16 protein-coding genes and 1 pseudogene are annotated in these 14,695 nt (G+C 72.8%); 10 read left to right on the top strand and 7 right to left on the bottom strand.

Annotated features, from left to right (window positions below):
• Nucleotides 1-43: 43 nt before the first annotated feature.
• The 3 genes and pseudogenes from R4Z63_RS04430 to R4Z63_RS04420 all read right to left on the bottom strand — a co-directional run bounded on the left by R4Z63_RS04430 (nucleotide 44) and on the right by R4Z63_RS04420 (nucleotide 1,637).
• Nucleotides 44-592, bottom strand: a complete 549-nt coding sequence (locus tag R4Z63_RS04430; protein ID WP_384455081.1) for a Uma2 family endonuclease — start codon at nucleotides 590-592, stop codon at nucleotides 44-46.
• 179 nt (nucleotides 593-771) lie between these two features.
• Nucleotides 772-1,239 (bottom strand): annotated as a pseudogene (locus tag R4Z63_RS04425) (nucleotidyl transferase AbiEii/AbiGii toxin family protein); the annotation flags it as partial.
• 5 nt (nucleotides 1,240-1,244) lie between these two features.
• On the bottom strand, nucleotides 1,245-1,637 hold the full coding sequence (locus R4Z63_RS04420; RefSeq protein WP_384455073.1) for a hypothetical protein: 393 nt from the start codon (nucleotides 1,635-1,637) through the stop codon (nucleotides 1,245-1,247).
• Between R4Z63_RS04420 and R4Z63_RS04415 the strand changes: the two genes are divergently transcribed.
• Nucleotides 1,617-1,886 carry a carbamoyltransferase N-terminal domain-containing protein gene (locus R4Z63_RS04415; RefSeq protein WP_384827130.1) on the top strand — a complete coding sequence of 90 codons (270 nt, stop codon included), beginning with the start codon at nucleotides 1,617-1,619 and terminating at the stop codon, nucleotides 1,884-1,886. The genes R4Z63_RS04420 and R4Z63_RS04415 overlap by 21 nt on opposite strands.
• 288 nt (nucleotides 1,887-2,174) lie before the next feature.
• On the opposite strand, the gene R4Z63_RS04410 is transcribed toward R4Z63_RS04415, so the two are convergent.
• Both R4Z63_RS04410 and R4Z63_RS04405 read right to left on the bottom strand, forming a co-directional pair.
• Nucleotides 2,175-3,053 carry an undecaprenyl-diphosphate phosphatase gene (locus R4Z63_RS04410; protein WP_037929191.1) on the bottom strand — a complete coding sequence of 293 codons (879 nt, stop codon included), beginning with the start codon at nucleotides 3,051-3,053 and terminating at the stop codon, nucleotides 2,175-2,177.
• 48 nt (nucleotides 3,054-3,101) lie between these two features.
• Entirely contained in the window at nucleotides 3,102-3,830 is a 729-nt protein-coding gene (locus tag R4Z63_RS04405) for a TVP38/TMEM64 family protein (RefSeq protein ID WP_037929188.1), read from the bottom strand.
• A gap of 49 nt (nucleotides 3,831-3,879) precedes the next feature.
• Between R4Z63_RS04405 and R4Z63_RS04400 the strand changes: the two genes are divergently transcribed.
• The 4 genes from R4Z63_RS04400 (at nucleotide 3,880) to R4Z63_RS04385 (ending at nucleotide 7,938) form a co-directional block, all read left to right on the top strand.
• Nucleotides 3,880-4,596: a DNA alkylation repair protein gene (locus tag R4Z63_RS04400; RefSeq protein WP_384455077.1), complete on the top strand. Its 717-nt coding sequence runs from the start codon at nucleotides 3,880-3,882 to the stop codon at nucleotides 4,594-4,596.
• Between the two features lie 262 nt (nucleotides 4,597-4,858).
• Complete coding sequence (gene tuf / locus R4Z63_RS04395; protein ID WP_384455078.1) at nucleotides 4,859-6,040, top strand: elongation factor Tu; 1,182 nt, start codon at nucleotides 4,859-4,861, stop codon at nucleotides 6,038-6,040.
• Between the two features lie 97 nt (nucleotides 6,041-6,137).
• Nucleotides 6,138-6,995 (top strand): patatin-like phospholipase family protein, encoded by an 858-nt coding sequence (locus tag R4Z63_RS04390; protein ID WP_384449455.1) that lies wholly within the window; start codon nucleotides 6,138-6,140, stop codon nucleotides 6,993-6,995.
• A gap of 151 nt (nucleotides 6,996-7,146) precedes the next feature.
• Nucleotides 7,147-7,938 carry a spermidine synthase gene (locus R4Z63_RS04385; RefSeq protein WP_384449607.1) on the top strand — a complete coding sequence of 264 codons (792 nt, stop codon included), beginning with the start codon at nucleotides 7,147-7,149 and terminating at the stop codon, nucleotides 7,936-7,938.
• Here R4Z63_RS04385 and R4Z63_RS04380 read toward each other — a convergent pair.
• Both R4Z63_RS04380 and R4Z63_RS04375 read right to left on the bottom strand, forming a co-directional pair.
• Entirely contained in the window at nucleotides 7,925-9,313 is a 1,389-nt protein-coding gene (locus R4Z63_RS04380) for an MFS transporter (protein ID WP_384449458.1), read from the bottom strand. The genes R4Z63_RS04385 and R4Z63_RS04380 overlap by 14 nt on opposite strands.
• Nucleotides 9,314-9,389: 76 nt before the next feature.
• Nucleotides 9,390-10,427 (bottom strand): DUF8017 domain-containing protein, encoded by a 1,038-nt coding sequence (locus tag R4Z63_RS04375; protein WP_384582105.1) that lies wholly within the window; start codon nucleotides 10,425-10,427, stop codon nucleotides 9,390-9,392.
• Between the two features lie 96 nt (nucleotides 10,428-10,523).
• Between R4Z63_RS04375 and R4Z63_RS04370 the strand changes: the two genes are divergently transcribed.
• The 5 genes from R4Z63_RS04370 (at nucleotide 10,524) to R4Z63_RS04350 (ending at nucleotide 14,642) form a co-directional block, all read left to right on the top strand.
• Nucleotides 10,524-10,976, top strand: a complete 453-nt coding sequence (locus R4Z63_RS04370; RefSeq protein ID WP_172671416.1) for a DUF4442 domain-containing protein — start codon at nucleotides 10,524-10,526, stop codon at nucleotides 10,974-10,976.
• Between the two features lie 97 nt (nucleotides 10,977-11,073).
• Nucleotides 11,074-11,274, top strand: a complete 201-nt coding sequence (locus tag R4Z63_RS04365) for a type II toxin-antitoxin system VapB family antitoxin (RefSeq protein WP_037929162.1) — start codon at nucleotides 11,074-11,076, stop codon at nucleotides 11,272-11,274.
• A 115-nt stretch (nucleotides 11,275-11,389) separates the two neighbouring features.
• Nucleotides 11,390-12,388 (top strand): glycoside hydrolase family 3 protein, encoded by a 999-nt coding sequence (locus tag R4Z63_RS04360; RefSeq protein WP_491522515.1) that lies wholly within the window; start codon nucleotides 11,390-11,392, stop codon nucleotides 12,386-12,388.
• Nucleotides 12,389-12,478: 90 nt separating this feature from the next.
• Nucleotides 12,479-13,912, top strand: coding sequence for a glycoside hydrolase family 3 C-terminal domain-containing protein (locus R4Z63_RS04355; RefSeq protein ID WP_491522514.1), 1,434 nt, complete (start codon nucleotides 12,479-12,481; stop codon nucleotides 13,910-13,912).
• A 58-nt stretch (nucleotides 13,913-13,970) separates the two neighbouring features.
• Nucleotides 13,971-14,642 (top strand): DedA family protein, encoded by a 672-nt coding sequence (locus R4Z63_RS04350; protein WP_037929161.1) that lies wholly within the window; start codon nucleotides 13,971-13,973, stop codon nucleotides 14,640-14,642.
• The last annotated feature ends 53 nt before the right edge of the window (nucleotides 14,643-14,695 follow it).

Raw genomic sequence — 14,695 nt, 5'->3', positions numbered from 1 at the left:
GGCTCGCAGCTCGTGAAACCGTGCCCCGGCGTCCGGCAGAGAGTCAGGGCACGAGGCTGTGGAGGTCGATGTCGAGGGGGATGGGGACGGAGACCTTCAACCGGTTGCGGTGGATGCCGGTGGCCACGTAGCTGCTGGTCATGACGTCGAGTTCGTAGGTGTGGACGGTGGGGGCGCCGGCCTCGTCCTCGACGCGCCAGAAGTGGGGGATCCTGGCCTGTGCGTACTTGAAGGGCTTCAGGGACCGGTCGCGGTCCGCCGACTCCTCCGAGACGACCTCGATGACCAGGGCGACGTCCTCGGGCGCGTACCAGGTCCGGTCGGGGTCGTAGGAGGCGGTGGTGAGCAGGATGTCGGGCTCGGGGCGGCTCTTCTTGTCGAGCCGGACGGTCATCTCTCGCTCGGCGTCGAACCCGTCGGGGGCGGCCTGGCGCAGGGCGAAGGTCAGGTTCTCCACCAGCCGGGCGTGCCAGGACCGCTGCGGCGACATCATGAAGATCAGGGCTCCGTCGATGAGTTCGGTGTGCCGCGGCGCCTGGGCGAGGCGGTCGAGGTCATCGGCTTCCCAGCCGCTGATCCTGGGCGGGATCATCCAGTCGGGGAGTTCGGCGGTCACGGTTTCCTCCAGGCGCCTCGAAGAGGTCAGGGGCCTTCATCCCGGATCGCGGACGCGGGCCCAACGCTGGTATCAGCGTAGTCGAGCGACCGGACCTCTCACTCGGCCCGTGTGGGTCCGACGCGCCGGACGCCAGTGATCATCTCGGCGGGGATCCGGACGACGTGGTCCATGGACGAGCCGCTCCAACGGCGGGAGGCTGCGAACACGTCGATCAGGTCGCGGGGCGCTCCGCGGTCGGAGAGGGCGCGGACCTTGGTCCCGATCACGTCCTCCGCGAGGACGGGCCCGTACGGGCTCTGGGCGACCGGCCGCCAGAAGATCTCCTTGAGGACGTCGACCTCGCAGTCCTGCCCGGTGGCCGGGTCGGTCACGGTGAAGCGGGCGGACAGCGGGGCGGTCTCCAGCGCGTGCACCTTCCAGCCGCGGGCTTCCAGGCCGGCGCGGAGCGTGGCTGCGATGTCGGCCATGGGCGCCGGGTTCTCGGTGGCGACATCGAGGTCCTGGCTGGGGCGGTTCACGAGGCGGTGCGCCCGCACGGCATACCCGCCAGTGAGGACCAGGGGATACGGGGAGCCGAGGGCGATCAGATCCGCCAGGAGCCGCGCGTGCAGCTCCGGCATGTCCGTCACGCGGCTGCCTGGGTGCGGGAGGCGAGCTGAGCGAAGGCGTCCTCCCACACGGTGTGCACGGTGCGGCCGACGAGAGTGCGCAGCACCGGCCACAGCTGGAGGAGCAGGTCCTGGTTGAGGTAGCGGGGCAGGTCGTCGTGCAGGCCCTCATGCAAGACAGCGCGGTACAGGCCCAGGCGCTGGCGCGGCTTGCCCAGGTCGTACGAGGTCATCCCGGACCAGGCCATGTGCAGCGGCAGCTCGACGACCCCCTGGGTCGGGCCGTGCAACTCGTCCAGCGACTCCGGCAGACGGCACCGGAACTTCTCCCGGTACAGCGCGAGGTCCTCGGCGTCCGTGCCCGAGAGGTTCTTCGACGTGGGTGCGGGGTGGTGTGGGCTGGAGGGCATGCCTCCCATTGTGGCGGCAGCTTCCCGCTCGCCGAGCAGCTGGACGCGACCGATCACCAGTTCCCGTTCAGCCAGTCGCTGGGCTGGTTCTACGAGACCGTCGCCGAACACCTCGGATTCGGCAGCTGGACCAGCTCCGGCAAGCTCATGGGCCTGGCCGGCAACGGGAACCCCGACAGCTACACCCTCGACTTCCCCACCGCCCGCGCTGGCGGCTTGTCGAGAAGGGGCCGAGCGACGTCATCGTGACGGCCGCAGCGGCACTTGCCACCATCAGCCCGGACCCGGAGGAGGCGCTCGCCGGCCGTGTCCAGGGCCTGCTGGCGCGTCTCAGCCTCGACCGACCGGGGCCGGTCGCCACGTAGGAGGGCCCAGCGTCAGCTGCTGTGCGGGCCCTCCTTTCTGCTTCCGACTTCGCAGGTGCGCACCTCTGGCTGCTCGTTTCCCGGTCTCCTTGGTGGGCAGGAAATGATCATGGTGCGGTGCTGCAATCAGGCGCTGGGAAATGCTGGACAGCGCTACCTGCGCGGCCCGGTTTCAGCTGCCGGACTCGCCCGCGTGCGGGCTCAGCACGTCCGTGCCCATCAGCACGAACAGCACGATGCCGAGCAGGATCCGGTAGATCACGAAGGGCATGAAGCTCTTGGTGGTGATGAACTTCATGAACCACGCGATCACGGCGTAGCCCACGCAGAAGGCGATGACCGTCGCGAAGACCGTCGGACCCCAGGAGATGTGGCCCGGCTCCTCGATCACGTCCTTGATCTCGAAGGCGCCCGAGGCCAGCACGGCCGGGATGGCGAGCAGGAAGGAGTAACGGGCCGCCGCCTCGCGGGTGAAGCCCAGCAGCAGACCGCCGGAGATCGTCGCACCGGAGCGGGAGACACCCGGGATCAGAGCCATCGCCTGGCAGAAGCCGAAGATCAGGCCGTCCTTGACGCCCAGCTGCTGGAGCGTCTTGCGCTCGCGGATCGCCCGGTGCCGGCCGCCCTCCTCGTCGCGCGCGGCCAGCCGGTCGGCGACGCCCAGCACGATGCCCATCACGATCAGGGTCGTGGCCGTCAGCCGCAGGTCGCGGGCCGGACCGACGATCGCGTCCTTGAAGGCGAGGCCGAGGATGCCGATCGGGAGCGAGCCCACGATCACCAGCCAGCCCATCTTCGCGTCCTGCTCGGAGCGCAGGGCCTTCGTGTACAGGGAACGGAACCAGGTGGAGACGATCCGCGCGATGTCCTTGCGGAAGTAGATCAGAACGGCGGCCTCGGTGCCGATCTGGGTGATGGCCGTGAAGGCCGCTCCTGGGTCGTGCCAGCCGGCGAATGCCGCGGTCAGCCGCAGGTGGGCGCTGGAGGAAATCGGGAGGAACTCCGTAAGCCCTTGGACGAGACCGAGGATTAGGGATTCGAACCAGCTCATGTCGGGGTGCGCTCGTCCTTGTGATCGTCGGGCAGTTCGGGTCCGATGCTAGGGCCCGTGCGAAGCGCCACTGACCACTGGGGGGTGTCCGGAGGCCAGTTCGTACGCCGGCCCGCCGGACCGAGGGGGCGCCAGACGGTGCCTTCTGCGCCAGCCCACGACCCCCGCGGCCACCACGGAGACCACGATGAAGCCGAACGAGACGAGGAACGCGGGGGATCCGGGGGAGGAGGCACTGGCCCCCGCGATCACGTAGGCCGTGGTGTTCGGGACCACGCCGAGCGCCGTCCCGAGCAGGAAGGGAGCCCAGCCGCAGCGGGATACCGCCGCGCAGTAGTTGGCCACCACGAAGGGCACGCCGGGGAAGAGGCGCACCGCCAGCATCGAGCGGAACCCGTGCCGGCTGAGCTGTCCGTCCGCCGATTCCAGCCAGCGCCCGCGCAGGAGCGGACGCAAAGCCTCCTGGCCCATCGCCCGGCCCAGCCCGAAGGCGATCCCCGCGCCCAGCACGGTGCCCCCCACCGCCGCGACGACGCCGAACTGCGTGCCGAAGACGGCTCCCGCGGCCAGGTTGAGCAGCGGGCGCGGCACGAACGCCGCCGAACACACGCCGTACACGGTCGCGAACAACACGACGGCCGTGCCCACCGGGAGTCCCGGCGGCCAGCCCTCCGAGAGGATCCGCTGGGGTTCGTAGACCAGCACGCACGCGCCGGCCGCTGCGAGCAGCACGACGAGCAGCGCCAGCCGGGCCCACGGCGAGAGGAGGAGGGACATCCCGGGAGACTAGCCCAGCCATGCGTCATCGCGCCGTAATCTGGGCCTCATGCCATCGAACGACGGGCGACCCCCCAGGGTTCCCCGCAGCACCCTGGCCGGCACCCTGCTGGAGCGGCTGACCGGGGCGTACGTGCCCGCGGCCGATCCCGCGCGGGCCGAGGCCATGACCGGTTACATGCAGCACGTGGCGCCCTTCCTCGGCATCCCCGCACCGCTGCGCCGGGAGCTGTCCAGGGCAGTGACGAAGAACACTCCCCGGCCTTCCGAGGCGGACGTCGCGGCGCTCGCACTGCGCTGCTGGCGGCTCCCCGAGCGGGAGTACCACTACTTCGCGGTGGACTACCTGCGCCGCCACGTCGTCCGGTGCTCCTCCGGGCTGCTCCCGGTCGCCCGGCACCTGATCACCACCGTCCCCTGGTGGGACACCGTCGACCTGCTCGCCGCGCACACGGTCGGCCCGCTGGTGGCAGCCGACCCGGACCTCGCCCCGGTGATGGACGAATGGATCGGGAGCGAGGACCCGTGGCTCGCCCGCACCGCCCTCCTCCACCAGCTCCGCCGCAAGGGCACCACCGACGTCGGACGGCTCTTCGCCTACTGCCGCCACCAGGCCGGCCACCCGGACTTCTTCCTCCGCAAGGCCATCGGCTGGGCCCTGCGCGAGTACGCGAAGACGGACCCCGACGCGGTGCGCGCCTTCGTCGACGCCGAACGCGCCGCTCTGTCCCCGCTGTCCGTGCGCGAGGCCCTCAAGAACCTCTGACCTCCGGCCGGTTCACCCGTAAATCATTCGACGGAGGCGGAACGGTCCGCGAGTATCGGCCCATGTCCCGGTTCGCCTTCCCCGCAGCGCCGTCCGCAGTCGCGGACGCGCCGAAGGCTGCCGCATTCCCGGACGCAACCGTCCAGGCCGCCTTCGACGGCGCACGAAGCTGACCCTTCCCGGATCGTCCGGCGGACCCCGCAGGGGGAGGGTCGGCTCGGTTCAGGGGTCCCGTCCACGCTTCGAGCAACGGGAAGAGATCATGGCCAAGACGGCCTTCGTGCGGACCAAGCCGCACCTCAACATCGGCACCATGGGACACGTCGACCACGGCAAGACCACTCTCACCGCCGCCATCACCAAGGTCCTCGCCGAGCGCGGTGGCGCGTCCTTCGTGCCCTTCGACCGCATCGACCGGGCCCCCGAGGAGGCCCGGCGCGGCATCACCATCAACCTCACCCACGTCGAGTACGAGACCGACACCCGCCACTACGCCCACGTCGACATGCCGGGGCACGCGGACTACATCAAGAACATGGTCACAGGAGCGGCGCAGCTCGACGGCGCGATCCTCGTCGTCTCCGCGCTCGACGGGGTCATGCCACAGACCGCCGAGCACGTGCTCCTCGCCCGCCAGGTCGGCGTCGACCACATCGTCGTCGCGATCAACAAGGCCGACGCCGGGGACCCCGAGCTGACCGACCTCGTCGAGCTGGAGGTGCGCGAACTGCTCACCGCGCACGGCTACGGCGGTGAGGGCGCACCCGTCGTACGGGTCTCCGGGCTCGGGGCGCTGGAGGGCGACCCCCGGTGGACCGGGGCGATCGAGGCGCTGCTGGACGCGGTGGACACGTACGTACCCACGCCCGTGCGGTACACGCGGGCGCCGTTCCTGCTGCCCGTGGAGAACGTGCTGACCATCACCGGGCGCGGGACGGTCGTGACCGGCGCCGTCGAGCGCGGCAGCGTGCGCCTCGGCGACCGCGTCGCGCTCCTGGGCGGAGACGGCGAGCCGTCCGAGACGGTCGTCACCGGCCTGGAGACCTTCGGGAAGCCGATGGAGTCCGCCGAGGCCGGGGACAACGTCGCGCTGCTGCTGCGCGGGGTACCACGCGACGGCGTGCGCCGCGGGCACGTGGTGGCCGCCCCCGGCAGCGTGCGGCCGAAGCGGCGCTTCAGCGCACAGGTCTACGTGCTCTCCGGGCGCGAAGGCGGCCGCACGACCCCGGTGGCCACCGGCTACCGGCCGCAGTTCTACATCCGCACCGCCGACGTGGTGGGGGACGTGGACCTGGGCGTTGCGGGCATCGCCCGGCCCGGCGAGACGGTCACCATGACCGTCGAGCTCGGGCGGGAGGTCCCGCTGGAGGCAGGGCTCGGCTTCGCGATCCGGGAGGGCGGACGGACGGTCGGCGCCGGGACGGTGACGGCCGTCCTGGACTGACCCGGCCGACCCGGACCCCGCTGTGGTGACGGCAGGATGGCTGCGCCAGACTGCCGTCACCACAGGCACGCGGACACGACCAAGGGGGCGGGCGGGCATGGGCGGCGACACGGCGCTGGTGCTGGGCGGCGGCGGACTGACCGGCATCGGCTGGGAGTGCGGAATCCTCTACGGCCTCGCCCGCGCGGGAGTGGACCTCACCACCGCCGACCTGATCGTGGGCACCTCGGCCGGCTCGGTGGTCGGCGCCCAGCTCGCCTCCGGGCGGTTCAGCCCCCAGGAGCTGTACGAGCGCCAACTCGGCGACGCGGCGGGGGAGGCGGCCGCAAAGCTGGGGGCGGCCGTCTTCGCCCGGTACGCGCTGGCGATGGTGCGCTCGCGCAGCGACGCCACCGCCTACCGCCGCCGGGTGGGGGCCATGGCCCTGGCGGCGGACACCGGCCCCGAGGCGGACCGCCGCGAGGTGCTCGCGGCCCGGCTGGTCTCGCACGAGTGGCCCGAGCGGCGGTTCGTGGTCACCGCCGTGGACGCGCTCAGCGGTGAGCTCCGGGCCTTCGACCGGGAGGACGGCAGCGGGCTGGTCGACGCGGTGGCGGCGAGCTGCGCGGTGCCCGGGGTATGGCCCCCGGTGACCGTCGGCGAACGCCGCTTCATCGACGGAGGTGTCCGTTCCGCCACTAACGCGGACCTTGCCGCCGGATACGCCCGGGTGGTGGTCATCGCCCCGATCGCACTCGGCTCCGGGCTCGTCCCCGCACCGGCCGCCCAGGCGGCCCGGCTGCGCGAGGCGGGGGCGAAGGTCCTGCTCATCACCCCGTCGGCCACGGCCCGCAAGGCTTTCGGGCGCAACGTACTGGATCCGGCCCGGCGGGACCCGGCGGCCCGGGCCGGCCTGGCGCAGGCCGCGCAGCACACGGCCGCGGCCGCGGCCGTGTGGTCGGGCGGCCCGGACTGACGTCCGGGCTGGAGGACCACACGCCCGGGGGACCGGCGGGCCCCGGACCCGGACCCGGCCTCCGGGGTCCCGGGGCCTGCCGGACAATGGAGCGGTGAGCGACGAACGGATCCCGGTGACCCGGGACGTGGGCCAGGGAACCGCCAAGCTGATGCCGGACATCGACCGGGAACGGGCCTGGCTGCTGACCGTCGACGGGGCCCCTCAGTCCTATGTGGACCTGAACGATCCGCAGCACCTGGAATTCGAGTACGTCCGCCGCCTCGGGCACGTCCTGGACTGCGCGGCGGAGCCCGGGCTCCCGCTGGACCTGCTGCACCTGGGTGGCGGGGCCCTCACCCTGCCCCGCTACGCCGCGGCCACCCGTGCCGGTTCCCGGCAGGCGGTGGTGGAGTTCGACGCCGGCCTGGTCGAGCTGGTGGCCGAGCACCTGCCGCTGCCGGAGGGGTCCGGGATCACCGTGCACACCGCCGACGCCCGGGCCTGGCTGGAGGCGGCGCCGCGGGGGAGTGCGGACGTGGTGGTGGCCGACGTGTTCGGCGGCTCGCGGGTCCCGGCGCAGCTGACCTCGCTGGAGTACGCGCGGGAGGCCGCGCGGGTGCTGCGGCCCGGCGGGCTGTACGCGGCGAATCTGGCCGATGGGGCGCCCTTCGACTTCCTGCGGGCACAGTTGGCCACCTTCGGCGCCGCTTTCGCGGAGCTCGCCCTGCTCGCCGAACCGTCGGTGCTGAGGGGGCGGCGCTTCGGGAACGCCGTGCTGCTGGCCTCCGACGCCCCGCTGGACGTGGTGACGCTGGCCCGCCGGTGCGCGTCCGACGCCTTTCCCGCCCGCGTCGAACACGGTGCCGGCCTGGCCCGCTTCGCCAGGGGCGCGGTGCCCGTACCGGATGCGGACGCGACCCCCTCGCCGGCTCCGCCGGAGGGCGCCTTCAGCCTGGGGTGATGTCGGACGAGGACGAGGACGGGTCCGCGGACGGGAACGGTGTCGTGAACGGGGCCGGGACGGGCGCGGACGGCGTGGCGGCCGGCTCGAAGGCGACGGGGCCCCCGGTCGGGCGGACGGGCGGCTTGCGCGTCATCCGGCGCACGTCCGGGACCAGCAGGACCAGAGCGGTGACCACGACGACCAGGGATGCGCAGCCCCACAGCGCCTCGGTGCGGCCGAAGGAGGATTCGGCGGGCCCGGCCAGGGCCGTGGCCAGCGGGAGCATCGACACCGAGCCGAACCAGTCGTAGGCGGAGACCCGGGAGAACTTCTCCTCCGGGATCTCCTGGTGCATCGTCGTCATCCAGTTCACGCCGAAGACCTCGATCGCGGCTCCGCTGACGAACATCACCGCGCACAGCGCCCACACCGGCAGCGGCACCGCGAGTCCCGCCGACGGCAGCGCGAGCGGGAACACGCACAGCGTGCCGACCAGCAGCAGCCTCCGCGGTTTCCACGCGATCATCAGGACGGCCCCGGCGATGGTGCCGACGCCGAACAGTGCCAGGGCCAGACCCCAGGGAGCCGGCCCGCCCAGCCGGTCCCGGGCGACCAGCGGACCGTAGACCGCCTCCGCCGCGCCGACGACGGCGACGACGACGGAGAACTGGAGCACGATGCTCCACAGCCAGGGCCGGGTGCGGAACTCCACCCAGCCCTCCCTCAGGTCGGCCAGCAGGCCGCCGCCGGGTGACCGGTCGGGGGTGTGGCCGACGTCGAGGAAGGCGCGCAGGGCCCCGGCGATCGCGAAGGCGGCGGCATCCACGGCCAGCACCCAGCCCGGGCCCATCGCGGCAATCATGGCCCCGCCGAGGGCCGCTCCGCCGATGCCGGCGCCGTTCACGGCCAGGCGGAAGAGGGCGAAGGCGCGGTTGGCGTGTTCGCCGGAGACGGTGGAGAGGAGCATGCCCTCGGCCGCCGGGTTGAAGAAGGCCGTACCGGTGCCGCACAGCGCCGTCAGCAGCATCATCTGCCACAGCTGCGGGTCACCGGTGAGGACGAGCAGGGCGAAGACGGCCTGCGAGAGGCAGTTCAGGGCATTGGCGGCGACCATCACGCGGTGGCGCGGCAGGCGGTCGGCCACGGCGCCCCCGACGAGCAGGAAGAGGACGAGCGGCAGCGTGCGGGCGGCGGCGACCAGTCCCACGTCGCCACCCGAGCCGCCGGCCTCCAGGACGGCGAAGGCGGAGGCGATGAGCGCCCCGTGACTGCCGAGGTTCGTGACCACCGCCGCGCCCGTGAGCAGGGTGTAGTTGCGGCCCGCCCACTCCGGTCGGCCGCGGCTGTGGCGGGGCGCCGGGGTACGGTGCGGTGCGTCGGGGGGAGAACTCACTCCCGGACTATCCCCGGCCCGGCCGGGGAAGTCCAAATGGATTACCGGTCCGGGCCGGGGCGCCGTGCGCCGCAGATCATCCGGTGGTGAGCCGGATGGAGCTGAGGATCTTGTCGGAAACCTCGGTGGGGACCTCTTCCTTCACGCCGGCCGCGGTGATCAGGGCGAAGCTGGCGAAGTCGCCGGCGGCGTTGCGGAAGGCGAAGCCGACCGCCTTGCCGTCGGTGGAGCACTTGTGCTCCTTCTTCACGTTGGGCGCAGTCGCGACGACCATGTGGCCCTTGATCCCGGAAGCGGTCGTGAACTCCTTGGGGTCGGTCACCTTGACCGTTCCCTTCGGCTCCTTCTGGGCGAAGCCCGCCCACACCCAGGTGCCGGTGTTGTCGGTCGCGGCCTGGGCGGTGTCCTTGGCGCCCTGGGCTCCCTTGACGCCGGCGTCCGCGATCGAGAACTTTTCGAGATTGCCGTCGGCGTCCTTGTCGACCGTGCACCACTCCCGCTTGAGGGTGGCGGTGCCGGACATGGTGATGACCGGCTTGCCGTCGTTCTTGACCTCGTCGTCGTAGTACAGCGAGACGCCGGGGTCGTTGACGTTCCACTCCGGGGGTACGTCGTAGGCGACGTTGTACTTCGTGTTGGTGACGACTTTCCACCCCGGGATGACGGGCTGCAGGGCGCCGCCGGCCCGCGGGTTGGGGCTGCTGCCGGCCGGGGCGGGCTCCTCGGCGGGTGCGGAGGAGCTCGTGGCCGGCTTGCCGTCGGCCTCGGTCTTCTTGTCGTCCCGGGTCAGGACGTATGCGCCGGTCGCGGCCGCCGCCACGACGACCGCGGCGGCCGCGACGATGGCCACGGTCTTCGTCGAGTACGCGCTGCCGCCGGAGGGCTGGGCCTGCTGCGGTGCCTGGGGCTGTCCCCAGGGCTGGCCCGGGGTGCTCTGCGGCTGCTGGTAGCCCGGTTGCTGCTGGTAGCCGGGCTGCTGCGGGTATCCGTAACCCGGCTGCTGCTGGTACGGGTTCGGCTGCGCGGGCTGTCCCGGCGGCTGCGCGTACGGGTTCTGATGCGCGTCCTGGGGGTTCTGCTCGCCCCCGGGCGGCTGCTGCTGTCCTGGCCACATGGCCGGTAACGATAGTGGGAGGCCCCCCGGGGAGCCACGGCCGCCCCCTGGGGAGCCCTGGCCAATCCTGCCTACTCGTGGGTAACATCGCGTTCTATGAGCGCAGACCAGATGAACGTGGGCGAACTGCTCGCCGCGACCGTGCCGATGGCCCGGACCCTGAACCTCGAGTTCCTGGAGACCACCCCCGAGCGTGCGGTCGTCCGGCTTCCGGATCAGCCCGACTTCCACAACCACGTCGGCGGCCCGCACGCCGGTGCCATGTTCACCCTCGCCGAGTCCGCGAGCGGCGCCATCGTCCTGGCCGCCTTCGGCGAACAGCTCTCCCGGGCCGTGCCCCTCGCCGTGAAGGCCGAGATCGGCTACAAGAAGCTCGCCAAGGGCGTCGTCACCGCCACCGCGACCCTCGGCCGCCCGGCCGCCGAGGTCGTGGCCGAGCTCGACGCGGGCGGCCGCCCCGAGTTCCCGGTCACCATCGCCATCCAGCGCGAGGACGAGGCCGTGACCGGGGAGATGACCGTCGTCTGGACCCTGCGCCCGAACGCATAGCGTCCCGTCCGGTACGTGCCCGTCGCCCATGGGGTGGCGGGCACGTACCGCTTCCGGCGCTAGAGTCCTGGCACGACGGACGATGGAGGGGGTAATCGTGGCCAAGGTCAACATCAGCCTCGACGCCGAACTCGTGGTGGAGGTGATGGTGCTCGCCGGGGTCGGCTCCCCGCAGGACGCGGTGGAGGCCGTCGTACGGGACTACATCGCGCGCGGACACCGCACCGAGGCGCGCATCCAGAGCCAGGACGAGCCCCGGCGCACCCCTGACAGCCTGCCGCCCCTGCCGGAGGGCTGAACCTCGGCGCCCCGGTGGCGCGTCTCGGCCGGGCCCGCGGACACGCGGCCCACAGTGGCTGGGGGAGCGGTCCGGCGCGGGCCGCTCCCCCCGACCCACGCCGCAGGGAGCACCCATGAGCGAGGACGTGTCACGACGTTCGGCGATGCGGCTGATCGCAGCGGCGGGCGGAGTCCTCGGAGTGGGCGGCTGCGCTCCCGCCGGGCCGCCGCCCGGGAGCCTGCGCGGGCCCACCGGCGGCGCACCGGCCGCACCCGCCGCAGGCAGCGGGACCGGTACGGGGGGCGCCGCCCGAATCGACGCCCTGCTGGAGCTGCTCACCCTCGAGGAGAAGACCGCCCTGCTGCACGGGGCCCCCGACCCCGCCCACCGGGGCGGGGCCGGGTACCTGCCCGGCGTGCCGCGACTGGGCATCCCGCCCCTGTGCTTCGCCGACGGGCCGGCCGGGGTGCGGGTCGACCGGCCCGCCACCGCACTGCCCGCGCCAGTACTGCTCGCCTCCGCCTTCGACCCGGCGCTGGCCCGCGCGTACGGACGCGTCATCGGCCGCGAGGGTCGGGCCCTCGGCCAGGACGTCGTGCTGGCCCCCCTGGTCAACCTCATCCGCACGCCGTACGGAGGCCGGAACTTCGAGACCTTCGCCGAGGACCCGCTGCTCACCGCCGACCTGGCCGGCGAGCTCGTCCGCGGCATCCAGGACGAGGGCCTCATCGCCGCCGTCAAGCACTTCGCCCTCAACAACCAGGAACACGGCCGCGACACCGTCGACGTGACCGTCGGCGAGCAGCCGCTGCACGAGACCGAGCTGCGGGGCTTCGAGGCCGCCGTAGCCGCCGGCGCGGGCGCCGTGATGGGCGCCCACAACAAGGTCGACGGAGTCCACGCCTGCGAGAGCCGGCCACTGCTCGACGAACTGCTGCGGAGCAGCTGGGGCTTCGACGGTTGGGTGGTCTCCGACTGGGGCGCCGCGCACAGCACCGTCGCCGCCATCCGCGCCGGCCTCGACATGGAGATGCCCGGCGGAACCCACTTCGGCGGGCCGCTGCGCGAGAGGCGGTGCGCGGCGGCTCCGTGCCGGAAGCCGCCGTGGACCAGGCCGTGCGCCGGATCCTGACCACCATGGACCGCTTCGGGCTGCTCGCGGCCCGGCAGCCCGCCCGCTCCCCGCGCGATGCCGCGGCAGGCGCCCGGGGTCGCGCGCAAGGTGGCTGCCGCCGGTGCCGTGCTGCTCCGCAACGAACACGGCACCCTGCCGCTGACCGGGGCCGCGGCCCGCTCGATCGCGGTGATCGGCCCCACCGCCCAGATCCCGTTCACCGGCGGCGGGGGCAGTTCGCACGTGGTCCCCGACGGAGCGGCCGCCCCGCTCACGGCCATCCGGCGCCGGGCCGGGACCGGAGCGACCGTCCGCCACGCCCTCGGCGAGGACCTGTACGGGCGGCCGTTCCCCGCGGGGCTGCTCACCCCGGCCGCCGACCTGGAGGTCCGCGAGGTCGGTCCCGGTCGCATCTGGACGTACGAGGGCGATTTCCGCCTGGCGGCCGACGACGAGTGGACCCTGCTGGTCCACTACACCGGGAAGCGGCCCGGCGTACGGCTCGACGGGGAGGAGCTGTTCCCCGTCCGGCAAGGCGTGGCCGAGCACTACGCGGGCGGACTGCTCGGCTGCGCACCCGACGGCATGGCCGTGCGCCGCCGCACCCTCACGCTCAAGGCCGGCACGCACCGGCTCGCCGTGAGCGCCGCCGGCGGGGACAAGGGACAGCGCTTCCGCCTGCGGCACGTCAGCGGGGCGATCCGGGCCGCGGACGTCGCCGAGGCGGTGCGCACCGCGAAGGCGGCCCGCAGCGTGGTCCTGTTCGCCTACGAGGACTCCACCGAGGGCAGCGACCGCACCTCACTGGCGCTTCCCGGCGGGCAAGAGCGGCTGATCGAGGCGGTGGCCGCCGCGAACCCTCGTACGACGGTCGTGCTCAACACCTCCTCCGCCACCACCATGCCGTGGCTCGCGCGCACCGGGGCGGTCCTCCAGATGTACTACCCGGGGCAGGAAGGCGCCGGAGCCACCGCCGACATCCTCTTCGCGGACGTGGACCCCGGAGGGCGCCTCACCCAGACCTTCCCGGCCGACGAGCGGACCACCCCGGTCGGCCGGCACCCGGCGCGCTATCCGGGGGTGGGCGGCCGGCAGGAGTACTCCGAGGGCGTCCACGTGGGCCACCGCTGGTACGACGCCCAACGGGAGGCCCCGCTCTTCCCCTTCGGACACGGCCTGTCCTACACGAGCTGGCACTACGAGAAACTCACGGTCCGGGCGCAGCGCGGCGGGCTGCGCGTGGAGTTCACGGTCCGCAACACCGGCCGCCGCAAGGGCACGGAAGTGGCCCAGGTGTACGTGGGCCCCTCGGCGGAGCTCCGGCTCGACCAGCCGGTCCGCGCACTCGCCGGCTACCGGCGGATCACCCTGGCACCGGGCGCGGCGCAGCGCGTCACCGTCGACATCGACGCACGGACGCTGTCGTCGTGGGACCCCGAGAAGCACGGCTGGGTGCCGGGCGCCGGCCGCCGTGACGTGTTCGTGGGACGTTCCTCGCGGGAACTGCCTCTGAGGTCAAAGGCCGAACCGGGGAGCCGATAGGCTGCGCGTTCGGCGTGTCACAGGGGGCGCGCCGGGGACGACTCGGGAGGACGTACCGGTGCACATCCAGGAATGGCTGGAGACGATTCCGGCGGTCAGCATCTATCTCCTGGTGGGTCTGGTCATCGGCCTGGAGAGCCTCGGCATTCCGCTGCCGGGGGAGATCATCCTGGTCAGCTCGGCACTGCTGGCCTCCCAGCACGGGGACATCGACCCCGTCGTACTGGGGCTCTGCGCGATCACCGGCGCGATCGTGGGCGACTCGATCGGCTACGCCATCGGACGCCGGGGCGGCAAACCGCTGCTGGATCGGCTCGGCCGGCGCTTCCCGAAGCACTTCGGCCCCCAGCAGGTGGCTGTGGCGGAACGCTCCTTCGAGAAGTGGGGCATGTGGGCCGTCTTCTTCGGCCGGTTCGTGGCACTGCTGCGGATCTTCGCCGGACCGCTGGCGGGTGTGCTGCACATGCCGTACTGGCGGTTCCTCGTCGCGAACGTCCTCGGCGGGATCCTCTGGGCGGGCGGAACCACCGCCGTCATCTACTCGGTCGGCATCGTCGCGGAGCCCTGGCTGAAGCGCTTCTCCTGGCTGGCCCTGGGCCTCGCCGTGGCGTTCGGGCTCGTCGTGACCCTGGTGGTGCGCAGCCGGATGAAGAAGGCGGCCGAGTCCGCCGGGGCGGCCGGCGCGGAGATCCCCGCACAGCCGGCGGCCCGCGCCACCGTCGGCGAGTGACGGGGCCGCCCGCCCCGGCGGCTCGAAACCCCGGGCCGTGGCCCGCCGGATCG

Source organism: Streptomyces sp. PL-29 (genome assembly GCF_058344425.1).
Note: the sequence above shows the minus strand (reverse complement) of the source record. Positions and strands in the feature narration are given on the sequence as shown.

Bases quoted from the DNA above. Each gene is read 5' to 3' on its own strand.
- R4Z63_RS04430 (WP_384455081.1), bottom strand. From the start codon at position 592: ATGATCCCGCCCAGGATCAGCGGCTGGGAAGCCGATGACCTCGACCGC.
- R4Z63_RS04420 (WP_384455073.1), bottom strand. From the start codon at position 1,637: ATGCCCTCCAGCCCACACCACCCCGCACCCACGTCGAAGAACCTCTCG.
- R4Z63_RS04410 (WP_037929191.1), bottom strand. From the start codon at position 3,053: ATGAGCTGGTTCGAATCCCTAATCCTCGGTCTCGTCCAAGGGCTTACG.
- R4Z63_RS04405 (WP_037929188.1), bottom strand. From the start codon at position 3,830: ATGTCCCTCCTCCTCTCGCCGTGGGCCCGGCTGGCGCTGCTCGTCGTG.
- R4Z63_RS04400 (WP_384455077.1), top strand. From the start codon at position 3,880: ATGCCATCGAACGACGGGCGACCCCCCAGGGTTCCCCGCAGCACCCTG.
- tuf (WP_384455078.1), top strand. From the start codon at position 4,859: ATGGCCAAGACGGCCTTCGTGCGGACCAAGCCGCACCTCAACATCGGC.
- R4Z63_RS04390 (WP_384449455.1), top strand. From the start codon at position 6,138: ATGGGCGGCGACACGGCGCTGGTGCTGGGCGGCGGCGGACTGACCGGC.
- R4Z63_RS04385 (WP_384449607.1), top strand. From the start codon at position 7,147: ATGCCGGACATCGACCGGGAACGGGCCTGGCTGCTGACCGTCGACGGG.
- R4Z63_RS04375 (WP_384582105.1), bottom strand. From the start codon at position 10,427: ATGTGGCCAGGACAGCAGCAGCCGCCCGGGGGCGAGCAGAACCCCCAG.
- R4Z63_RS04370 (WP_172671416.1), top strand. From the start codon at position 10,524: ATGAGCGCAGACCAGATGAACGTGGGCGAACTGCTCGCCGCGACCGTG.
- R4Z63_RS04360 (WP_491522515.1), top strand. From the start codon at position 11,390: ATGAGCGAGGACGTGTCACGACGTTCGGCGATGCGGCTGATCGCAGCG.